This window comes from Luteibacter sp. KNZ12-1A, assembly GCF_056755675.1.
In genome coordinates, this window is sequence record NZ_JBPGXU010000026.1 from 14,422 (window position 1) to 32,879 (window position 18,458).

Consider the following 18,458-nt stretch of genomic DNA (forward strand, 5'->3'; position numbering starts at 1 on the left):
CCGATTCATCGGCGATGCTCCTGTCCTGTGAGAGCCGATCCCCGTCGCGATGCTCCTGTCCTGTGGGAGCCCGCTCCCCGTCGGCGATGCTCCTGCCCTGTGGGAGCCGATTCATCGGCGATCCGGCGCGAAGCGCCGGCCAGGCCGCAACACCCCTGCAACACCTTCGCCACGCATCCGTTACCTCCGGGCCCGAGACTGGGCACCCGGGACAACCCCGGGAACCGATGCCATGGCGAAGCTCACCTGCCGCAGCGCCTTCATCTCCGACGTGCACCTCGGCACCCCCGACTGCAAGGCGGCCTATCTGCTCGACTTCCTCCGCCACCTGGAGTGCGAGCGGCTCTACCTCGTCGGCGACATCGTCGACCTGGAAGCGCTGGCGAAGCGCCATTGGTGGCATCCGGACCATGGCGCCGTGATCGCCGAACTGGTCGCGATCGCCGCGCGTGGCGTCGAGGTGATCTACATCCCCGGCAACCACGACTTCCAGATGCGCGGCCTGGCCGGATCGAGCATCGCCGGCATCCGCGTGGAACTGGATGCCATCCACGAAGGCGCCGATGGCCGCCGCTACCGCGTCAGCCACGGCGACGAATTCGATCCCGAGCACGTCGGCCGTCGCTGGATCGCCTGGCTGGGCGACACCCTGCACCGCTTCATCTGCTGGGCCAATCGCCGCGTGCACGCGGTGCGCCTGCGCCTGGAGCTGCCCTACCTGCCCCTGTCGATCATCCTGAAGTCGCACGTCGGCGCGGCACTCGATTACATCCGCGGCTACGAGCAGCGCGTGGCCCGCGACGCCCGCGAACGTGGTCTCGACGGCCATATCTGCGGACACATCCATTTCGGCCACGTCCGCCCGATCGACGGCATCCTCTACCTGAACGACGGCGACTGGGTGGAGCACTGCACCGCCCTGGTCGAGGACGCCACCGGTGCCATGGAGCTGATCCACTGGACGGAGCGGGTCACCCCGCTGGGCCGGGCCAGCCGCGAGACCGTATTGCCCTCGCCGGAGGCAGTGCTCGGATTCGCCCCCTTGGCCGATTGCCGGGCCGATCTCTCCACCCTCCGAGGCACCGGGGTGTCGATAGCGGGTTGAAACGGACCGGATAGGGCCCATGTGCGGTGGATGCCGGTAAAATGGCTCCCTTCCCTTTCCGCGGTGACCCCATGGCCCTCGATACCCCCACCCGCGAGCGCATCGAAACCCTTCTCGGCCAGCACGACGTCGTGCTGTTCATGAAGGGCTCGCGCCAGCAGCCGATGTGCGGTTTCTCCGCGGCGGCGATCAACACCCTCAACGACGTGATTCCCGCCTACCACACGGTCGACGTGCTGCAGGATCCGGAGATCCGCGAAGGCATCAAGGAATACGGCCAGTGGCCCACCATTCCCCAGCTCTACGTGAAGGGCGAACTGGTTGGCGGCTCGGACATCATCCGCCAGCTCTACACCAGCGGCGAGCTCTACACGATGTTCGGCGTCGACGCGCCGGACCGCACGCCGCCGGAAATCACCATCACCGAGAAGGCCGCCGAGGCGATCCGCGGTGGCATGGCCAACGCCCAGGGCATGGCCCTGCACCTGGAGATCGGCCCTGACCACAGCGCCGGCTTCCAGCTGGCGCCGGCCGGCGACCACGACATCGTCGTCGTCGCCAACGGCATCGAAGTGCATTTCGATCCGGGCAGCGCCGCGCGCGCGAAGGGTATCGTGATCGACTGGGTGTCGACGGTGCAGGGCGAAGGCCTGAGCCTGAAGTTCCCCGGCGCGGTCGAGATCGGCTCGATGAGCGTGCAGGAACTCAAGGGCAAGCTCGACGCGGGCGATGTGGTCCTCATCGACGTCCGCCCGGCCCAGAGCCGCGCGATGGTCGCCCCGATCAACGGCGCACGCATCCTGGAAGACGAGGGCTACGAAGGCCTCGGCCAGTTGCCGAAGGACACGCCGATCGCCTTCATCTGCAACGTCGGCATGTCCAGCCGCGCCGCCGCCGAGCGTTTCGCCGCCCACGGTTTCACCCGCATCTTCAACGTCGAAGGCGGGATGGAAGCGTGGATGCGTGAAGTAGGCGGCTGAACGCGGGGTTCCGTTAGGGACCCGTCATGTCGTTGGGTGGGAGCCGACCCTGTCGGCGATGGGTGCTTGCCGTAGCCTGGCCCGCTGCCGCGGGATCGCCGACAAGGTCGGCTCCCACCAAATTGTGGCTACCTGGAAAGTATCGACGCTCAGCCGTGGATCGCCACGAGTGCGACCAGCGTCGTCGCTTCGACCATTTCCACCAGCGCGCCGGCCGTATCGCCGGTGAAACCGCCGAGGCGGTGGACGCAGGCGCGCCGCCATAGCCAGCCGACGATGGTGGCGGTACCGAGTGCCAGCAATCCGGCGTATCCGAAACACGCCGCCCATCCCACGGCAATCAGCAGCGCCACGCGGCAACCGATGGCCGGTGCGCCGCGCAACGGTTCGCCAAGGCCCTGCCGGCGCACATAGCGTGTCGTGAGGAACCACGCGACGATCGCCGTGCGCCCGAGCAACGGTGGCAACACAAGCCACCATGTGCCACCCAGCGTCGCCAGCGCCGAAAACTTCAACAGCAACACGAGCACCAGCGAGATCACGCCGGCCGGGCCGCTGCGCGGGTCCTTCATGATCGACAGCGTGCGCTCGCGGTCGCCCATGCCGCCGATCCACGCGTCGGCGCTGTCGGCGAGGCCGTCCAGGTGCAAGGCGCCGGTCAACCCCACCCAGACGACGAGGACGATCGCCGCGGCCGGTAGCACGGGGAATGCATGCAGCAGGTGCGCGGTAGCCACCAGCAAGCTGCCGATCGCCAGTCCCACCAGTGGATACCATTTCAGCGACGCCGCCTGCGCAACGGTACCGAAGTTCACCCGTGGCACGGGCAGGCGCGTAAGGAACGCGAAGGCTACCGCCAATCCGCGCATCACCGGCTCCAGTGCACGGCGTGCAGCGACGCATGTGGCACGTCGATACCCGCCATGTCGCCGAAGCCACGACCTTCCGCGATGCAACGCAACAGGCGGATCGCGCCACCATGGGTGACGACGAGGACGCGCGCATCGCCCGCCTCCGCCGCGACATCGTCCAGCGCCGCGGACAAGCGCGCGTGGAAAGCGTCGAAGGGTTCCGCCCCCGGCGGCGGACACATGACCGGATCGGCCCAGAAACGCTCCAGCGCCTGGCTGTCCGTCGCCGCGATCGTCTCGATCGGCACGCCCTGCCAGTCGCCGAAATGGTATTCGGCCAGGCGCGCGTCGACACGCAGAGGCAATCCGCGCCGTTGCGCGAACTCCGCCGCGAACGCGGCGCAACGCGTCATCGACGATGACACCACGCGATCCCACCCGCGGCCTTCGACGGCCTCGCGCAACTGCCGCCAGCCGAGCTCGCTGAGCGGATCGTCCAGCTGCCCGCGATAGCTGCGCTGGCCCGTATCTCCATGGCGAAGCAGGTCGATGCTCATGCTTCGGACACGCCCGCCTCGGCGAAGGTCGCCATGGACGCATGCAGCGCGCAGGCCATGCGAAGCAGCGGCACGGCGATGGCCGCGCCGCTCGCTTCGCCCAGGCGCAACCGCAGGTCGAGCAACGGCTCGGCCTCCAGGGCCGCGAGCACGCGTGCATGACCCAGCTCCTGCGAACGGTGCGAGAAGATCAGCCACGGCTTCGCATCCGGACGCAATGCGACCGCGGCGAGTGCCGCCACGCTGGTGATGAAGCCATCGACGAGCACCGGCAAGCCGCGCTGTGCCGCGGCGACGAAGGCGCCGGCCAATGCCGCGATCTCGAAACCGCCCAGGCGGCGCAGACGTTCGCGTGCGGTGGTCGCATCGGCGTGCAGGGCCAGGGCGCGCGCGATCACATGCCGCTTTCGCACGATGCCGTCGGCGTCCAGCCCGGTCCCCGCGCCCGTAAGCACCTCCGGCTCCGCACCGAGCAAGGCGCAGGCCAACGCGCTGGCGACCGTGGTGTTGCCGATGCCCATGTCGCCACCGATGTAGACGTCCGTACCCGCGTCGATGGCATCGGCCACGCTCGCCGCACCCGCCATCAACGCGGCATCCAGCTGGGTATCCGTCATCGCCGGCCCTTCGCAGAAGTTGGCGCTCGCGGGGGCGATCACGCGACGCCGCACGCCCGGGACCTCGCCGGGATCGTTCACCGTGCCGAGGTTCACCACCTCGAGCGTGGCGCCGATTTCGCGCGCCAGCACGGCGATCGCCGCGCCGCCGCCGGCGAAATTGCGCAGCATCTCTCCCGTGACCGCCTGCGGAAACGCGGATACGCCTTCGGCCGCGACGCCATGATCGGCGGCGAACACGGCGATCCGGACGCGTGATGCGGAGGGTCGTTCACGCCCTTGCAGGCCGGCCAGTTGCACGGCGAGCGCCTCTAGCCGGCCCAGCGAGCCCGGCGGTTTGGTGAGGGTGTCCTGGCGTGCGGCCGCGGCGCGGGCGACGGCGTGGTCCGGAACGCGGCCCGGTGCCGCGAGCCAGTCGATCATGGTGGTGTTCCTTTGAGGGTCAGGGGTAGTCCGGCGGCGACGAAGACGACGCGATCGCACCGTTGCGCCAGGGCCTGGTGGAGGTGTCCCGCTTCGTCGACGAAGCGGCGCGTGAGTTCGCCCAACGGCGTGACGCCGAGGCCGACTTCGTTACTGACGAAGACGACGTCTCCCGGCAATCCGCGGAGACCGTCGAGCAAGGCGTCGCGCTGTGACATGAAGTGCGCACCCTCGTCGATGCCGAGCAGGTTCGAAAGCCAGAGGGTGAGACAATCCACCAGCAGGAAGCGGTCCGCCCGCGCGTGCTGGCGAAGCGTGGCTGCCAAGGCCAGCGGTTCCTCGACCGACACCCATCCGGCGGGCCGCCGCGCACGATGATGCGCGATGCGATCCGCCATCTCCCTATCGAGCGCCTGCGCCGTCGCGATGTAGACGACGTCGCGGCCGCTGTCGATGGCGAGGCGTTCCGCCAGTGCACTCTTGCCCGAGCGCGCGCCGCCGAGGACGAGCGTCAGCATGCGGACCATCCGAAGATCCGTTCCAGCCTGGCGACATCCATATGCGCGTCGACCGTATCGGCCAGGCGTTCCAGTGTCACTTCACGCCGTGCCTGGATGTCGAACGGCGTGGCGGCCTGCAATCCGGCATCGTGGAGCCATGCGGCCAATGCCTCGGGGTGATCGAAAACGCCATGCAGATAGGTACCGATCACTCGCCCGTCGTCCGAACGTGCCCCATCGCCACGGCCATCATCCAGCCACACCGCCGGCGTGGCCATGGCCGGCCCCTCGCTCACGCCGCAGTGGATTTCATAACCGCTCACGGCGGCATGGTTACCTGCGAGCCGACCACGCACGTTGCGCAACTGCTTGGTCGGCGCCAGGGTCGTTTCCAGGTCGAGCAAGCCCAGGCCTTCGCTGGAACCTTCCTGGCCCTCGATGCCATCGGGATCGTGCACGGCCCGGCCGAGCATCTGCATGCCGCCGCAGATACCGATCACCCGTCCGCCATAGCGAACGTGTCGGAGGATCGCCTCGTCCCAACCCTGTGCACGCAACCAGGCGAGATCGGCACGCGTGGATTTCGAACCGGGCAGGACGATCAGGTCGCAGGGTGGAAGCGCGTCGCCAGGACCGGCGAAGATGCAGTCCACGTCGGGATGCAAGCGCAGCGCATCGAGATCGGTATGGTTGCTGATTCGCGGCAATGCGGGTACGACGACGCGCAAGGCGGACCGCGGACGTTCGCCGCGATCCCGCGGCAACGCATCCTCGGCTTCCAGAACCAGGCCATGCAGGTAGGGCAGCACGCCGAGCACCGGCTTTCCCGTTTCGCGCTCCAACCAGTCCAATCCAGGCTGAAGCAAGGCGATGTCGCCACGGAACCGGTTGATGACGAAACCCACGATGCGTGCGCGCTCGCTTCCGGAGAGCAAGGCCAAGGTGCCGACAAGGTGCGCGAACACGCCACCGCGGTCGATATCGGCGACCAGCACGACGGGACAATCCACGGCTTCGGCGTAACCCATGTTCGCGATGTCGCGGTCGCGCAGGTTGATCTCGGCCGGACTGCCCGCGCCCTCGACCACCAATGCCTCGTACCGCTCCACCAGGCGCGCGTGCGACGCGAGCACTGCCTCCATCGCCACGCGCTTGTAGGCGTGGTAGCCGACGGCATCCATGTTGCCGATGGGATGTCCGTGCACGATCACCTGGGCGCCGGTATCGCTGTTCGGTTTCAATAGCACCGGATTGAAATCGGTATGCGGAGGCACGCCCGCCGCCTGTGCCTGCACGGCCTGTGCGCGGCCTATTTCCCCGCCATCCACGGTCACGGCGGAATTGAGCGCCATGTTCTGGGGCTTGAACGGCGCGACGGCGACACCGCGGCGATGCAGCCAACGGCACAGGGCGGCGACGACGGTGCTCTTGCCCGCGTCGGACGTGCAGCCCTGCACCATGAGTACGCGCGCGCTCATCGCATGACCTCCGCGAGGGCACGGTCCAGTCGCGCGAAAGCCGCATCATCCACGGGCAAGCCAAAACGCAAGGCCCGCGGGGCGTCGAAATGGCGGACCAGGACCGCGTGTCGCGCCAGCGACCGGTGCAGCTCCGCCGCGTCGGATCGTTCGCAGTACTGGAAGAATTCGCAGCCACCGGACGGACGCAGGCCATGCTTCATAAGCATCGTCCGCAATCGTACGGACGCCTCGTGCAACCACGCCCGCGCGGAGACCTGCCATGCGCGGTCCATCAGCGCCTGTGTCACGGCATACCGGCTCGGGCCCGTCAGCGTCCACGGTCCGAGCACCTCCGCCAATGCATCGAGCAAGCCCGGCCATGCCGCGACGAAACCCGCGCGTGCACCGGCCATCCCGAAGAATTTACCGACCGAGCGAAGGACGATGATGCCGTCGCGTACATGCGGCAGCAGGCTGTCGTCCGGCCGCGTGTCGATGAAAGCCTCGTCCACCACGAGCCAAGGATCGTTACCCGCCATGGGAGCTGCTGCGGAACCTGCTGCAGGGCCTGCCATAGAGCCTGCTACGGGGCCTGCTACAGGGCCTGCTTTTGTGGGAGCCGCTTCAGCGGCGATAGGTGCTTGACTCGAACTGGCCCGCTGCCGCGGGATCGCCGCTGAAGCGGCTCCCACAAGAGCGGCATGCAAGTCCAGCAGTCCCTCGCGGTCCAGGCAGGCACCGGTGGGGTTGTTCGGGCGGATCACGATGACGACGTCGAATTCCGTGGCACGCGCGAGCAGCTCCGGAAGCGGCAGTGCCACGACATCGTGGCCCGCTTGCCGCCACGCATGCGCGTGCTCCGCATAGCCGGGCGCGATCACGCCTACGCGCGAACGTGCGCGTAATCGCGGCAACGCCGCGATGGCGGCTTGCGATCCCGCGACCGGCAACAGGTGCCGGGTACCGTAATAAGCACGCGCGGCGTCCAGGAGCCCATCGTCGTCCTCGGGAAGACGCTGCCACGCGTCGGCCGGGACCGGAGGCACCGGCCACCCGCGGGGACTCACCCCCGTCGACAGATCGAGCCACACCTCGCGGGGGATACCGAACTCGCGAGCGGCACGCGCAAGACGTCCACCGTGTTCAAGCATGCGCCGCCACTCCCACCAAGAGCACGACAACCAGCCAGGCGACGACCGTGCGATCGACCAGTCGCAACGCACGAACTATCGAGGACGCATCGGGCAGCTCACCGTCGCCAAGCACGGGCCGGTCTTCCCACCGGCCGTGATAAGGAGCCGGGCCACCCAGGCGCACGCGCAACGCACCCGCACCGGAGGCCATCACCGGGCCCGCGTTGGGGCTGTCCCAAGACGGGGCTTGCGCGCGCCAGCAACGGAGGGCCGTGACGGCATCGCCCATGGCGGCATAGCCGAGCGCGGTAAGCCGGGCCGGCGCATAACCGAGCGCGTCGTCGGCTCGCGCCGCGGCCCAGCCAAAGCGTTCGTAACGGGCGGTCCGGTAGCCCCACATCGCATCCAGCGTATTGGCCAGGCGGAACAGCAAGGCCCCGGGCGCACCGAACACGATGAACCAGAACAGCGCACCGAACACGGCATCGTGGCCGTTCTCCAGCACCGATTCCGTACCGGCCGCGGCGACATGCGTGGCATCCAATACACCTGTGTCGCGGCTCACCATGCGGCCCACGGCGGCACGCGCCCGTGGCAGGTCGCCGTCGCGCAAGGCGGCAGCCACCGGCCGGGCGTGTTCACCGAGGCTGTGTCGTCCCAAGGCGAAGTACAGCACGAGTACATCGACGACGAAGACCACCCATGGTGGTGAAGCGGCGTGCAACCCGCAAAGCAACGCCACGGGCGGGAGCACGACGACCGTCCACGCGGCGACACCCGCCAGCCGATGGTCGGCATGGAGCCGGCGCTCCACCGCGCTGGCCAGCGCGCCGAAGCCGACCAGTGGATGGAAACGGCGTGGCTCGCCGAACACCCCATCCAGCGTCAAGGCCAGCAGCATCGCCAGCAGGGTCGTCATCGAAGGAAGAGCCGGCACGCCGCGTCGGGATTCGACGGAAAATAGAAGTGCACGAAGCTCGCCGTCATGCGTCCGCGACGATAGACCTTCTCCGCCGTGGGACCGCCATGAGGGTTGCTCGCCACGGCCAGCGGCGTCGCCTCCATCGTCGCCTGCGCATAATGGAACGAGTGGCCGCGCAGGCTTCCCTCCGGCAAGTCGACGGCCTGCATGCCCAGCGCCGCCAGCCGCGGCTGGATCGTGGCGTGGCCATGCAACAAGCCCATCATCGCGCCTTCATGGCCATCGCGATCGGCGAGGCGGTCCAGCGCGTAGAGCAGTCCACCGCATTCGGCGAGCAGCGGACGGCCTGCCTCGACGTGCGCATGCAGGTCGCGGCGCAGGTCGTCGCGTGCGGCGAGCGCGTCGATATGCAGTTCGGGATAACCACCGGGCAGCCAGGCCGCGTCGCAATCGGGCAGCGGATCGCCCGCCACGGGCGAGAAGAACGACAGATCCGCGCCCGCGTCGCGGAGTACGTCGAGGTTGGCGGGATAGAGAAAGGCGAATGCCGCATCGCGTGCGATGGCGATGCGTACGCCGTCCAGGCGTACCGAAGATACGATCGACGGCGGCGCATCGAAGGCGACGGGAGGCGGCAGATCGATCGGCCCCTGTGCAAGCAACGCATCCGCCAGCGCATCCAGCCGCGCATCGAGATCGGCCAGCTCCGCCGCCGCGACGAGGCCCAGATGCCGCTCCGGCAAGGCCATGGCCGCGTCGCGCGGCAATGCGCCGTACCACGCCATGCCCGGGGGCAGGCTGTCGCGCAACAATCCGGCGTGGTACGCGCCGCCCACGCGATTGGCGAGCACGCCTTGCACGTGCAGGCCGGGGCGATAGTTCGCCAGCCCATGTGCCAGCGCACCGAAGGTCTGTGCCATGGCGCCGCCGTCGATCACCGCCATCACCGGCAAGCCGAAAGCCATGGCCAGGTCCGCACTCGACGGCGCACCGTCGAACAAGCCCATCACGCCTTCGACCAGGATCAGGTCGGCGTCGCCCGCGGCGGCATGAAGCCGTGCGCGAACGTCGTCGTCCCCACCCATCCAGGGATCGAGCTGATACACCGGTGCCCCGCTCGCACGCTCCAGGATCATCGGATCGAGGAAATCCGGCCCCGTCTTGAACACGCGCACGCGGCGTCCCTGCCGCGCGTGGGCACGGGCGAGCGCGGCGGTGACGCTGGTCTTGCCCTGCCCCGACGCAGGCGCCGAAACCAGCAACGCGGGACAGGCACGGGTCACAGCTCGACGCCCTTCTGCGCGCGGATACCTGCCTGGTATGCATGCTTGACCACGCGCATCTCCGTGACGGTGTCGGCGGCGGCGACGAGTTCATCGGGCGCGCCACGGCCGGTGATGACGACATGCTGGCGTTCGGGCCGCAAGCGCAGTGCCTCCAGCACGCGGTCGAGCGGAACGTAGCGCTTCACCAGGGCGATGTTGAGTTCGTCGAGCAACACGAAGTCGTAGGCGGGATCGCGAAGCATGCTCTCCGCCACCTCCCACGCCGCCGTCGCCGCGGCGACATCGCGCGCCTTGTCCTGGGTCTCCCAGGTGTAGCCCTCGCCCATCACGTGGTAGTCCAGCGGGCCGTCCTCGAACATGCGGAAAAACGCCTCCTCGCCGGTGGAGAAACTGCCCTTGATGAACTGCACGACGCCACAGCGGAAGCCGTGGCCGAGCGACCGCGCCAGCATACCGAAGCCCGACGAACTCTTGCCCTTGCCGTTGCCGGTGTTCACCACCAGCACGCCGCGGTCGATGGTCGCCTTGGCGATACGCCGGTCGATCAACTCCTTCTTGCGGCGCATCCGGTCCCGATGGCGCGCATCCTCGTCCATGTCCTGCCAGGGCACCGCGTCGTTCATGCGCTGGCCGTCTTGCCGTCGCCTGCGCGCGGCGCGAAGCGGAACACCAGGGCCTGGACCAGCTGGGCCGCGAGCACGTAGCCGGCGGCGGCACGAACGAACAACGGCGCCCATTGGGCGAAACGCTGCACGTACTGGGGCATGTTCGGCTCGGTGTAACGGCCACCCAGCCAGTAGAACGCGCCGTTCGAGATCGCATAGGAGACCGTGGCGCCGACGACGATGCCCGCGAAGACGAGGGCGTGCGAGGCAAGCGATCCGTCGAAGCGCGGCGCCAGGAGCCGCCCCGCGTACCACAGCACCGCGTAAGCCAGCGGCAGGAACGAATAGGCCACGGTGATGCAGAAGTCGCTCACTCCCGCATAACTCACCGAATACCAGTCGATCAGCACCGAAAGCGCCACGAAGCCGAGAAAGGCCAGGTGCTTGCGCAAGTACAGACCACCCAGGAAGAACAGCGCCATCGACGCGTCGGGCAGGTGCAAGGCGTCGCCGAAATGGGAGAAGCGCGTGCCGATCATGAGCAAGGCGAACAACGCGGCGACGGCGGCGAACAAGGGGCGCGAAAGCGATTTCATCGGAAGAACCTCGATGTATGCACGGTTATGAACGGGGCTGGTAGCGCAGCGTCAGCATCCAGTTGCGGCCCGGCTGGTTGAAGTAGCGGGCCGTCTCGTAGTGGCGGTCGAAGACGTTGTTGGCTGAAAGCTCGACCTTCCATGCCGCGTCGAAGGCGTATGCCATGCGCAGGTCGGTCAACGCGTAGCCGCCGAGGCGATGGGCATTGGCGGTATCGTCGTAGCGATAACCGGAGGCGAACACGCTCGCGCCGGCACTGAACGCGCCGAAGCTGCGGTCGACGTCGACATGCGCGGTACGGCGCGCGCGGCGCGGCAACAGGTTGCCGTGGGAGGCATCGTCGCTATCGTCTTCCGGCTGCAACCATGTCGCGTTGCCGGCGATGCGCCAATCGCCAAGCGTGGTGTCCGCCGCCAGTTCGACACCGCGAATGCGCGAACGATCGATGTTGTTCGCCCCACCGAAGGGGAACAGCGGCCCGCTCAGGCCCGAGTCGAATACGATCAGGTGGTCGATCTTGTTCTGGAAGGCGTTGATCGACCAGTTACCCCAGCCAGGCGTGCCACGCACACCCAGTTCCCAGTTCCGCGAGGTCTCGGGGCCGAGGTCGGGGTTGCCGTAGTCGGGGTAATAGAGATCGTTGAACGTCGGTGCCTTGAACGCGGTGCCGTAGCTGCCCGTGACGCGCAGGGTCTTCGTCAGCGCGTAACCGTACTGCAGGCTGCCGGTGGTCTTTCCGCCGAACTGGCTGTTCTCATCGCGGCGCAGGCTGGCCTGTACCGAACTGGCCCCGAACTCCTGCTGCCACTGCGCGAACAACGCGTGGTTGCGCCGCGCGTCCACCAGGTAGTCGGTGTTGCCGACGACGCGGTCGCGTTGCCAGTCGAAGCCGAGCGTGGTGAGGCCGGCGCCACCGCCCACGCGGCCAAGGTCGGCCTGCACGGACGCGACGTCGCGATGCGTGTTGAAGGTATCGGCGTAGACGCCGTTCTCGTAATCGGTGGACAGGTCTTCGCTACGGCCCAGGCTGGCGGTGAACAACATGTCCTGCGATGGCTTGTAACGCAGGCGGCCACCGACGACCTGGGTGGCGGATTCGGCGAAGTTGCTGCTGGTGCCGTCGTAGTGGTTGCGTCCTTCCGTGCGCGTGGCGTTGGCGTCCGCATCCCATTGCTCGTCGAATCGCCAGCCGCCCTTCAACGACAGCGCATTGTTACGGTAGCCATCCTTGTCCGGCTCATAGGTGAAGCAGCCGCCACCGCCCGGGCTGGGTTTGCCCCGGCAGGCGTTGATGCCATCGGTCTGGTCGTGGCTCGCCTCCACCGCGTACCAGCCCTGGGCACCACGGCCGGCGAAGCCCGCCGAACCGCGCAGCGTGTCGTAGCTGCCCACGCCCACGGAGAAATGGGGGACGAAGCCACCCTCGGGATGGCGGGTGAAGATCTGGATGACGCCGCCGAGGGCGTCGGAGCCATACAGGCTCGAATACGGGCCGCGCACGATCTCGATGCGCTCGATCTGGTCGACCGGGATGTCCTGAAACGCCGCGGTGCCGGAGGTGGCCGAGCCGATCTTCACGCCGTCCACCAGGACGAGCACGTGGTCGGCCTCGGTGCCGCGCAGGAACACCGAGGTGGCCTTGCCCGGGCCGCCGTTGTTGGCGATCGAGACGCCCGGCGTACCGCGCAGCAGGTCGGCCAGCGACCGCGGTTGCAGCCGCTCGATCTCGGCCCGGTCGATCACGGTGGAAGCGGCGAGCACCTGGTTGAGGGCCTGGTCGGTGCGGCTGGCGGTGACGACGACCTGGTCGAGGTCGGTGGACGCATCGGCGAACGCCGCGGCCGGCGTGAGGAAAGCCACCGCGATGGCGACCGCGAGGCTGGAGGAACGAAATGACACGGGGTGACTCCCTGCTCACCGCGCCTACCCGCGCGGCATGAATGGCGAGGGACAGGAAGCGGGATGGCGGGATCGCCGGCGGCGGAAGGCTGTCGGCCACCCACGACATGGCCCTCCGCCTGTCCGGTGTACCTCGAGGCCGGTCTCCGGGCTCGCGAGCGCAGGGAATCCCTGCGGGGACGGCGCCTTCCCATGCCTTGGCACAGTGGCTCGATGCCGACCTTTTGCTCGCCTACCGTTGCGGGGGCAGCTCCGGAATGGCGGCGACCCCTTGGCAGGCCGCGCACGTCACCGGATTCCCGTTTCAATCCCCGGCGCTGACGCCGCGGATCACCTTGGGCGCCGACAGTGTAGCCGAACGCACGGCGCGCTTGTCCCGCCAACGCAGGAAGGGCCGCTCGACCGCGTAGTGCAGGACGGCGCCTCCGGCCAGGGTCGCGGCCGCATAGATGGCGAAACGCAGGAATCGATGGTCGGCCAGTTGGCCGTCCAGGGCGGACTGCACGAGGTGGAAGACACCCTTGTGGCTGAGGTAGAGACTGTAGGAGGCGCGCGCCAGCCAATCCGCACCCGGGATATCCAGCCGCGCCAGCCAGGTGTCGCCACTGGCGGCGGCCACGAAGGCGGCCATCGCCAGCGCGATCAGCGGATAGCCGGCGACGCAGGGCCAGAACCCGGTGCGCGCGCCATCGAACAGCACGAGCGCGGACGCGAGCAGGAGTGCGCCAAGGATGAGCACCGCGTTCACCCGCGTCCGCAACCACGCCATGGCCCACGGCCGATACACGCCGCACACGGCGAGAGCGACACCGGCCAGCAGGCCATCGAGGCGGGCCCATGTGGGGTAGTACAGGTAGCGCAGATAGACGGTTCCCACGTTATCGCCCGCCGCCTGGGCCGGGGCGAACCAGTGCGTCCACGACCAGCCGCGCACGAGCATGCCGCCGACGACCACGGCGGCGCACGCGACGGCGAACTTCCACGCCGCTGGCTTGCGCGTCAGGGCGAAGGCGAGGATGGGAAACACGAGGTAGAAGTGCTCTTCCACGCAAAGCGACCATACGTGGGAGAAGGCGTAGTTCTCGCCGTTGTCGAACATCAGGTTGAAGGTGAAGGTGGGGAACTGCCATAGCGGCTGCATTCCCGATGTCTCCCTCCATGCGGGCCAGCATGCGTACAGCGCCAGCACCGTGAGGAACGCGGGCAGGATGCGTACGGCACGGCGCCGGTAGAAGTCGGCGAAGTCGAGCCGGCCCGTGGTGGCCAGGGACTTCAGCACCTGTGAGCCGATAAGGTAGCCGCTGAGCACGAAGAACAGGTCGACGCCCATCCAGCCGGACCGTTCCAGTTTCGAGAAGCCCTCTCCGAGGCCGCCGACGAGATAGCTATGGAAAAGCATCACCCAGGCGATGGCGATGGCGCGGAGCGAATCGAGGCCTGGCGTTCGGTGCATGGATTTCCCCTCGTGGCCGGGGCATGGTGAAGCCGCCAGCGGCCGGACCGGGGGCCCCTTCATGGCATTCCCGGGGCAAATGCTTGTGGCCCCCGCCGGGGCGCCCGACGGGCCGCGCCCCACCGCGCTATGATCGCCACGCGCACGGGCACCGGGGAGGTGGTCCGGCGTCTCATCAAGGGGCGAACATGTCTGACGTTATCGATTTCCTGGAACGCATGGGTGGCAATGCCACGTTGCGCGCTGCTGGCACGGCTGAACTGGCCCGCGAGCTGGACGAGGCCGCCGTCGATGGCGCGCTGGCCGCCGCGATTCTCGCCGGTGACGAGAAAGCGCTGCGCGACCGCGTCGCGCCGGGCACCTTCAACAGCATCCAGCTCGGCGACACGCCACAGAGCGAGGAAGAGTCCGAAACGCCGGCGAAGGACACACCCGAAACACCCGACGTCCCCGATCCCTCGGACGCCTGAGCGCGAGGCCACGGTCGCATGATCGGTCGCTTCGGACGCCGGCTGGGGCTGGCGATCGCACTCACGCTGGCGTCCCATGCCGGCGCCGTCCTCGCGCAGCACACGCCGGGCGAGGACGCGACGGCGACGCTCGCACGTGCCGACGCGACCAAGACCTCCGACCATCCCGCCTTCATGGATACGGTGGCGCGGCTCGGCCGCGACGCGCCACGGCTGACCGCGGCACAACGCGCCCACCTGCATTACCTCGAAGCCTGGCAGGTCGCCTATGCCGGCGATTACGAAGCCGCGGTGCCGTTGCTCGAGGCGGTGATCGGCGGTTCCTCCGACACCACCCTGCGCTTTCGCGCCACCGCCACGCTGATCAACATCCTGGGCATCGGGCACCGTTACCAGGAAGCCTTCTCCCGCCTGACGGAACTCACCGATAGCCTGCCCGAGGTCAGCGACCCGCAGGCACGCCTCCAGGGCCTGGGCGAGGCGGCGCAGATGCTCACGTCCGCCGGCCAGTACGACATCGCCGCCGAGTACGCCGAGCGGATGATCGAAAGCACGCCCACCGGCGACAGCGCCTGCAAGGGCACCTTCATCAAGCTCCACGCGCTCTATCGGGGCAAGCGCATCGAGGGAGCCGACCCGCGCTTCACCCAAGGCATCGCGGCATGCGAGGCCGCCGGCGAGAACCTCATCGCCAATGCGCTCCGTGCGGACATGGCCGAAGGGACCATCCGCGCCGGACATGCCGCCGAAGCCGTCGCCATGCTGGAGAAACACTATCCGGCGGTCGTGCGCGACCAGTACCCGAGCCTTATTTCACAATTCGAATCGCTGCTCGCCGAGGGTCACTGGCAGACCGGCGATGTGGACGCGGCGGAAAAGTATGCGCATGCGGCGGTCGACAGTTCGATCGCGGGGGAATACTCCGAGCCACTGGCGGTGGCGCTGAGAACGCTCTACCTGGCCGCGAAGCGGCGTGGCGACTTCCGCGCCTCGACCGATTGGCTCGAACGCTACATGCAGGCGGACAAGGGATATCTCGACGACGTGACGGCACGTGCGCTCGCCTATCAGGTGGTAAAGCAACAAGTGACCTCCAGCCGCATGGAAGCCGACGCGCTCGACCGCCAGAACCAGATCCTGCACCTGCAACGCGAAGTCGACCGACGCTCGATGGAAACGAGCCGGCTCTACATCCTGCTGTTGCTCACCGTGCTGGCGGCGATCGGCCTGTGGCTGGTCCGCACCAAGCGCTCGCAGCTGCGCTTCATGCGCATGGCTCGCCGTGACAGCCTCACCGGCATCTGTAACCGCCAGCATTTCGTCGAGGAAGCCACGCAGACATTGCAGGCCGTTCGCAAGAACGGCAAGCCTTCGTGCCTGATCCTGTTCGACCTGGACCATTTCAAGCTGGTCAACGATACCTACGGGCACGCCGAGGGCGACTGGGTGCTCCTGCGCGTCGTCGCCGAATGCCGCGACCACATCATCGAGGGAGACGTGTTCGGACGGCTGGGCGGCGAGGAATTCGGCATCCTCCTGCCGAACGCCGACGAGACCGCCGGCGCGAAGCGTGCGGACATGATCCGCGTGGCGCTCGCCGCGCCACCCGCCGGCGGCCCGTCCACGGCCCACGTCACGGCGAGCTTCGGCGTGGCTTGCACCTCGCGCCACGGCGAACAGCTCGACCGGCTATTGGCAAAGGCGGACGAGGCGCTCTACCGGGCCAAGGCCGGAGGACGCAATCGCGTCGAGATCGCCTTGCCTGACGAACCCTTGCCCGAATCCGTGTCCACCGAAGCCAAGCAGGCCTCGTCGTCGGCCTGGGTGGCGCGGCACTAGGGGATGCGGTGCAGCGCCGCGAGCAACGTCTCGATGTAGGTACGGCTGGCCCTGAGCGCCGTGCCGTCGCGCAGGCGCAACATCGCGTCGCGATTCGGTCGCGGGCGCAGCTCCTCCACCTGGTCGATGCGAACGATCGCCGACCGGTGCACGCGCACGAATCGCGCAGGGTCTAGCCGGCGCGAAAGCGCGTGCAGCGGTTCGCGCAGCAGATGCCGTCGTCCCTGCACGTGCAAGACAGCGTAGTCACCGTCGGCTTCGATCCATTCGACTTCGTCCGCATCGATGAAACTCAGTTTCGTACCTGTCCGGATGGCGAAGCGCTGTATCGTCGCGGCCGCCGCCTGGCCACGCAACTGCCGCCGTACCCGGTCGATCGCTTCGCCGAAACGTTCGTCGTCGATGGGTTTCAGCAGGTAATCCACCGCCTGGAGTTCGAAGGCGCGCACGGCGAAATGCTCGTGCGCCGTGAGAAGAATGGCAAGCGGACGTTCGGCCATCGGAATCGCCGCCAGGGCATCGAGTCCATCGCGCCCCGGCATCTGCACATCCACGATCGCCACGTCCACCGAATGGCGGCGGAGCATGGCCAGTTCATGCCCGTCCGCGAACTCGCCGACCACCGTGATATCGGTCTCGCCGCGGAGGCGCGCCAGGACACCAGCGCGAGCCAGCGGTTCATCGTCCACCACCGCCACGCGGATCATGCGGCGACCCGCGCTGCGCTCGTGACCCGATACGGCAGCTCGATCGCGGCGCGCCATGTCGCTTCGACGAGCCCGGCCTCGAAGCGATGCGCGCCGGGATACAGCGCCTCCAGCCGTGCGCGAACGTTCGCCAGCCCGACGCCGGTCGCCCGGCTACCCGCGGGGAACGGTATATCGTTGTCGACGGTCACGCGAAGGCGATCGTCGTCCCGGACGATGTGGATCGCCAGCACACCCACGGTTCCTCGCGGGGCGATGCCATGGCGGATCGCATTCTCGACCAATGGCTGGAGAAGCAGGTACGGCAAGCTCGCGTCGAGGACATCCGGCCCTGCCCGCATGTCCACGCGCAGGCGATCGCCCAACCTGGCCTTTTCGATATCCAGGTAGGTGGAGGTGAAAGCGATCTCCTCGGCCACGCTGACTTCGTGCCCACGGGTTTCCTCCAGCGTGGCGCGGAGGAAATCGCCCAGGCGGGCGATCATCCGGCTGGCTTCCCGCTTTCGATCGTCGGCGACGAGGGCGGAGATCGCATTGAGGGTATTGAAGAGAAAGTGCGGCTGCAGCTGGTAACGCAAGGCGCGCAGTTCGGCATCGCGCGCCGCGAGCCCCGCGAGCCTCACGCGCTCGCCCTCGGCTTGCAGGGCCGCACGGTGCAGCACGACCGCCTGTAATCCGCAGAAGGCGATGAGCGCGAGCCAGCAACCGTCCAGTCCGCCAAAGACCCAGGTCCAGTCCATGCGCGCACGCGCGCCCTCGTCCGCGATGAAGCGCAAGGCGATCAAGGCGTTCAACACCGACATCGCATAGGTGGCCGGAAGGAGCACCGCGGCCATCGTCCACCCGCTGGCGCCGCGCCGCCAAAGCATGCGCTGCAGCCAACCCACCGGCACGATCCAGAACAAATAGGCCACGGCGTAGAAGAGCCGGAAGGCCAGCACATGCGCATCGCCGACCGACGGCAGTCCCATGACGAGCATGCAGCCCAGCACGGGCAGGCCCGCGATCCAGGCCATGCCTGGCGACACCGTCGCGCTGCGATCTTCACGCATGG

At 68.0% G+C, this 18,458-nt stretch carries 17 protein-coding genes, 1 pseudogene and 1 riboswitch; of the genes and pseudogenes, 4 read left to right on the top strand and 14 right to left on the bottom strand.

Going from position 1 to position 18,458, the window contains the following annotated elements; translation table 11 throughout:
• The first annotated feature begins 232 nt into the window (after positions 1–232).
• Positions 233–1,105, top strand: coding sequence for a UDP-2,3-diacylglucosamine diphosphatase (locus ACR9ZJ_RS07955; protein ID WP_481287449.1), 873 nt, complete (start codon positions 233–235; stop codon positions 1,103–1,105).
• Between the two features lie 71 nt (positions 1,106–1,176).
• Complete coding sequence (gene grxD, locus ACR9ZJ_RS07960; protein ID WP_481287450.1) at positions 1,177–2,085, top strand: Grx4 family monothiol glutaredoxin; 909 nt, start codon at positions 1,177–1,179, stop codon at positions 2,083–2,085.
• Positions 2,086–2,234: 149 nt separating this feature from the next.
• Here grxD and ACR9ZJ_RS07965 read toward each other — a convergent pair whose 3' ends face one another.
• The 12 genes and pseudogenes from ACR9ZJ_RS07965 to ACR9ZJ_RS08020 form a co-directional block, all read right to left on the bottom strand.
• Positions 2,235–2,957 (bottom strand): adenosylcobinamide-GDP ribazoletransferase, encoded by a 723-nt coding sequence (locus tag ACR9ZJ_RS07965; protein WP_481287451.1) that lies wholly within the window; start codon positions 2,955–2,957, stop codon positions 2,235–2,237.
• The gene (locus ACR9ZJ_RS07970) at positions 2,954–3,493 is read right to left on the bottom strand and encodes a histidine phosphatase family protein (protein ID WP_481287452.1); all 540 of its coding nucleotides are present in this window, start codon (positions 3,491–3,493) and stop codon (positions 2,954–2,956) included. Before ACR9ZJ_RS07970 ends, ACR9ZJ_RS07965 begins: the two co-directional genes overlap by 4 nt.
• Positions 3,490–4,533, bottom strand: coding sequence for a nicotinate-nucleotide--dimethylbenzimidazole phosphoribosyltransferase (cobT, locus tag ACR9ZJ_RS07975; RefSeq protein WP_481287453.1), 1,044 nt, complete (start codon positions 4,531–4,533; stop codon positions 3,490–3,492). Before cobT ends, ACR9ZJ_RS07970 begins: the two co-directional genes overlap by 4 nt.
• Entirely contained in the window at positions 4,530–5,051 is a 522-nt protein-coding gene (cobU, locus tag ACR9ZJ_RS07980; protein ID WP_481287454.1) for a bifunctional adenosylcobinamide kinase/adenosylcobinamide-phosphate guanylyltransferase, read from the bottom strand. Before cobU ends, cobT begins: the two co-directional genes overlap by 4 nt.
• Positions 5,045–6,511, bottom strand: a complete 1,467-nt coding sequence (locus tag ACR9ZJ_RS07985) for a cobyric acid synthase (protein ID WP_481287455.1) — start codon at positions 6,509–6,511, stop codon at positions 5,045–5,047. The genes cobU and ACR9ZJ_RS07985 overlap by 7 nt, the downstream gene beginning before the upstream one ends.
• Positions 6,508–7,644, bottom strand: a complete 1,137-nt coding sequence (locus tag ACR9ZJ_RS07990; RefSeq protein WP_481287456.1) for a threonine-phosphate decarboxylase — start codon at positions 7,642–7,644, stop codon at positions 6,508–6,510. Before ACR9ZJ_RS07990 ends, ACR9ZJ_RS07985 begins: the two co-directional genes overlap by 4 nt.
• Positions 7,637–8,545: an adenosylcobinamide-phosphate synthase CbiB gene (gene cbiB, locus ACR9ZJ_RS07995; protein ID WP_481287457.1), complete on the bottom strand. Its 909-nt coding sequence runs from the start codon at positions 8,543–8,545 to the stop codon at positions 7,637–7,639. Before cbiB ends, ACR9ZJ_RS07990 begins: the two co-directional genes overlap by 8 nt.
• Entirely contained in the window at positions 8,542–9,831 is a 1,290-nt protein-coding gene (locus ACR9ZJ_RS08000) for a cobyrinic acid a,c-diamide synthase CobB (protein WP_481287458.1), read from the bottom strand. Before ACR9ZJ_RS08000 ends, cbiB begins: the two co-directional genes overlap by 4 nt.
• Positions 9,828–10,430 (bottom strand): cob(I)yrinic acid a,c-diamide adenosyltransferase, encoded by a 603-nt coding sequence (gene cobO / locus ACR9ZJ_RS08005; protein WP_481287466.1) that lies wholly within the window; start codon positions 10,428–10,430, stop codon positions 9,828–9,830. Before cobO ends, ACR9ZJ_RS08000 begins: the two co-directional genes overlap by 4 nt.
• Positions 10,431–10,453: 23 nt before the next feature.
• The gene (locus tag ACR9ZJ_RS08010) at positions 10,454–11,035 is read right to left on the bottom strand and encodes a hypothetical protein (RefSeq protein WP_481287459.1); all 582 of its coding nucleotides are present in this window, start codon (positions 11,033–11,035) and stop codon (positions 10,454–10,456) included.
• Positions 11,036–11,060: 25 nt separating this feature from the next.
• Positions 11,061–12,935, bottom strand: a complete 1,875-nt coding sequence (gene btuB / locus ACR9ZJ_RS08015; RefSeq protein ID WP_481287460.1) for a TonB-dependent vitamin B12 receptor — start codon at positions 12,933–12,935, stop codon at positions 11,061–11,063.
• 120 nt (positions 12,936–13,055) lie between these two features.
• Positions 13,056–13,288, bottom strand: a riboswitch (cobalamin riboswitch).
• A gap of 23 nt (positions 13,289–13,311) precedes the next feature.
• Positions 13,312–14,388: pseudogene (locus tag ACR9ZJ_RS08020) on the bottom strand (acyltransferase family protein); the annotation flags it as partial.
• Between the two features lie 188 nt (positions 14,389–14,576).
• On the opposite strand from ACR9ZJ_RS08020, the gene ACR9ZJ_RS08025 reads away from it, so the two are divergent.
• Both ACR9ZJ_RS08025 and ACR9ZJ_RS08030 read left to right on the top strand, forming a co-directional pair.
• Positions 14,577–14,858 carry a hypothetical protein gene (locus tag ACR9ZJ_RS08025; RefSeq protein WP_481282326.1) on the top strand — a complete coding sequence of 94 codons (282 nt, stop codon included), beginning with the start codon at positions 14,577–14,579 and terminating at the stop codon, positions 14,856–14,858.
• An 18-nt stretch (positions 14,859–14,876) separates the two neighbouring features.
• Positions 14,877–16,697, top strand: a complete 1,821-nt coding sequence (locus ACR9ZJ_RS08030; RefSeq protein WP_481287461.1) for a GGDEF domain-containing protein — start codon at positions 14,877–14,879, stop codon at positions 16,695–16,697.
• On the opposite strand, the gene ACR9ZJ_RS08035 is transcribed toward ACR9ZJ_RS08030, so the two are convergent.
• Positions 16,694–17,404, bottom strand: coding sequence for a LytR/AlgR family response regulator transcription factor (locus tag ACR9ZJ_RS08035; RefSeq protein WP_481282324.1), 711 nt, complete (start codon positions 17,402–17,404; stop codon positions 16,694–16,696). The two genes, ACR9ZJ_RS08030 and ACR9ZJ_RS08035, sit on opposite strands and share 4 nt — an antisense overlap.
• On the bottom strand, positions 17,401–18,456 hold the full coding sequence (locus ACR9ZJ_RS08040; protein WP_481287462.1) for a sensor histidine kinase: 1,056 nt from the start codon (positions 18,454–18,456) through the stop codon (positions 17,401–17,403). The genes ACR9ZJ_RS08035 and ACR9ZJ_RS08040 overlap by 4 nt, the downstream gene beginning before the upstream one ends.
• Positions 18,457–18,458 lie beyond the last annotated feature (2 nt).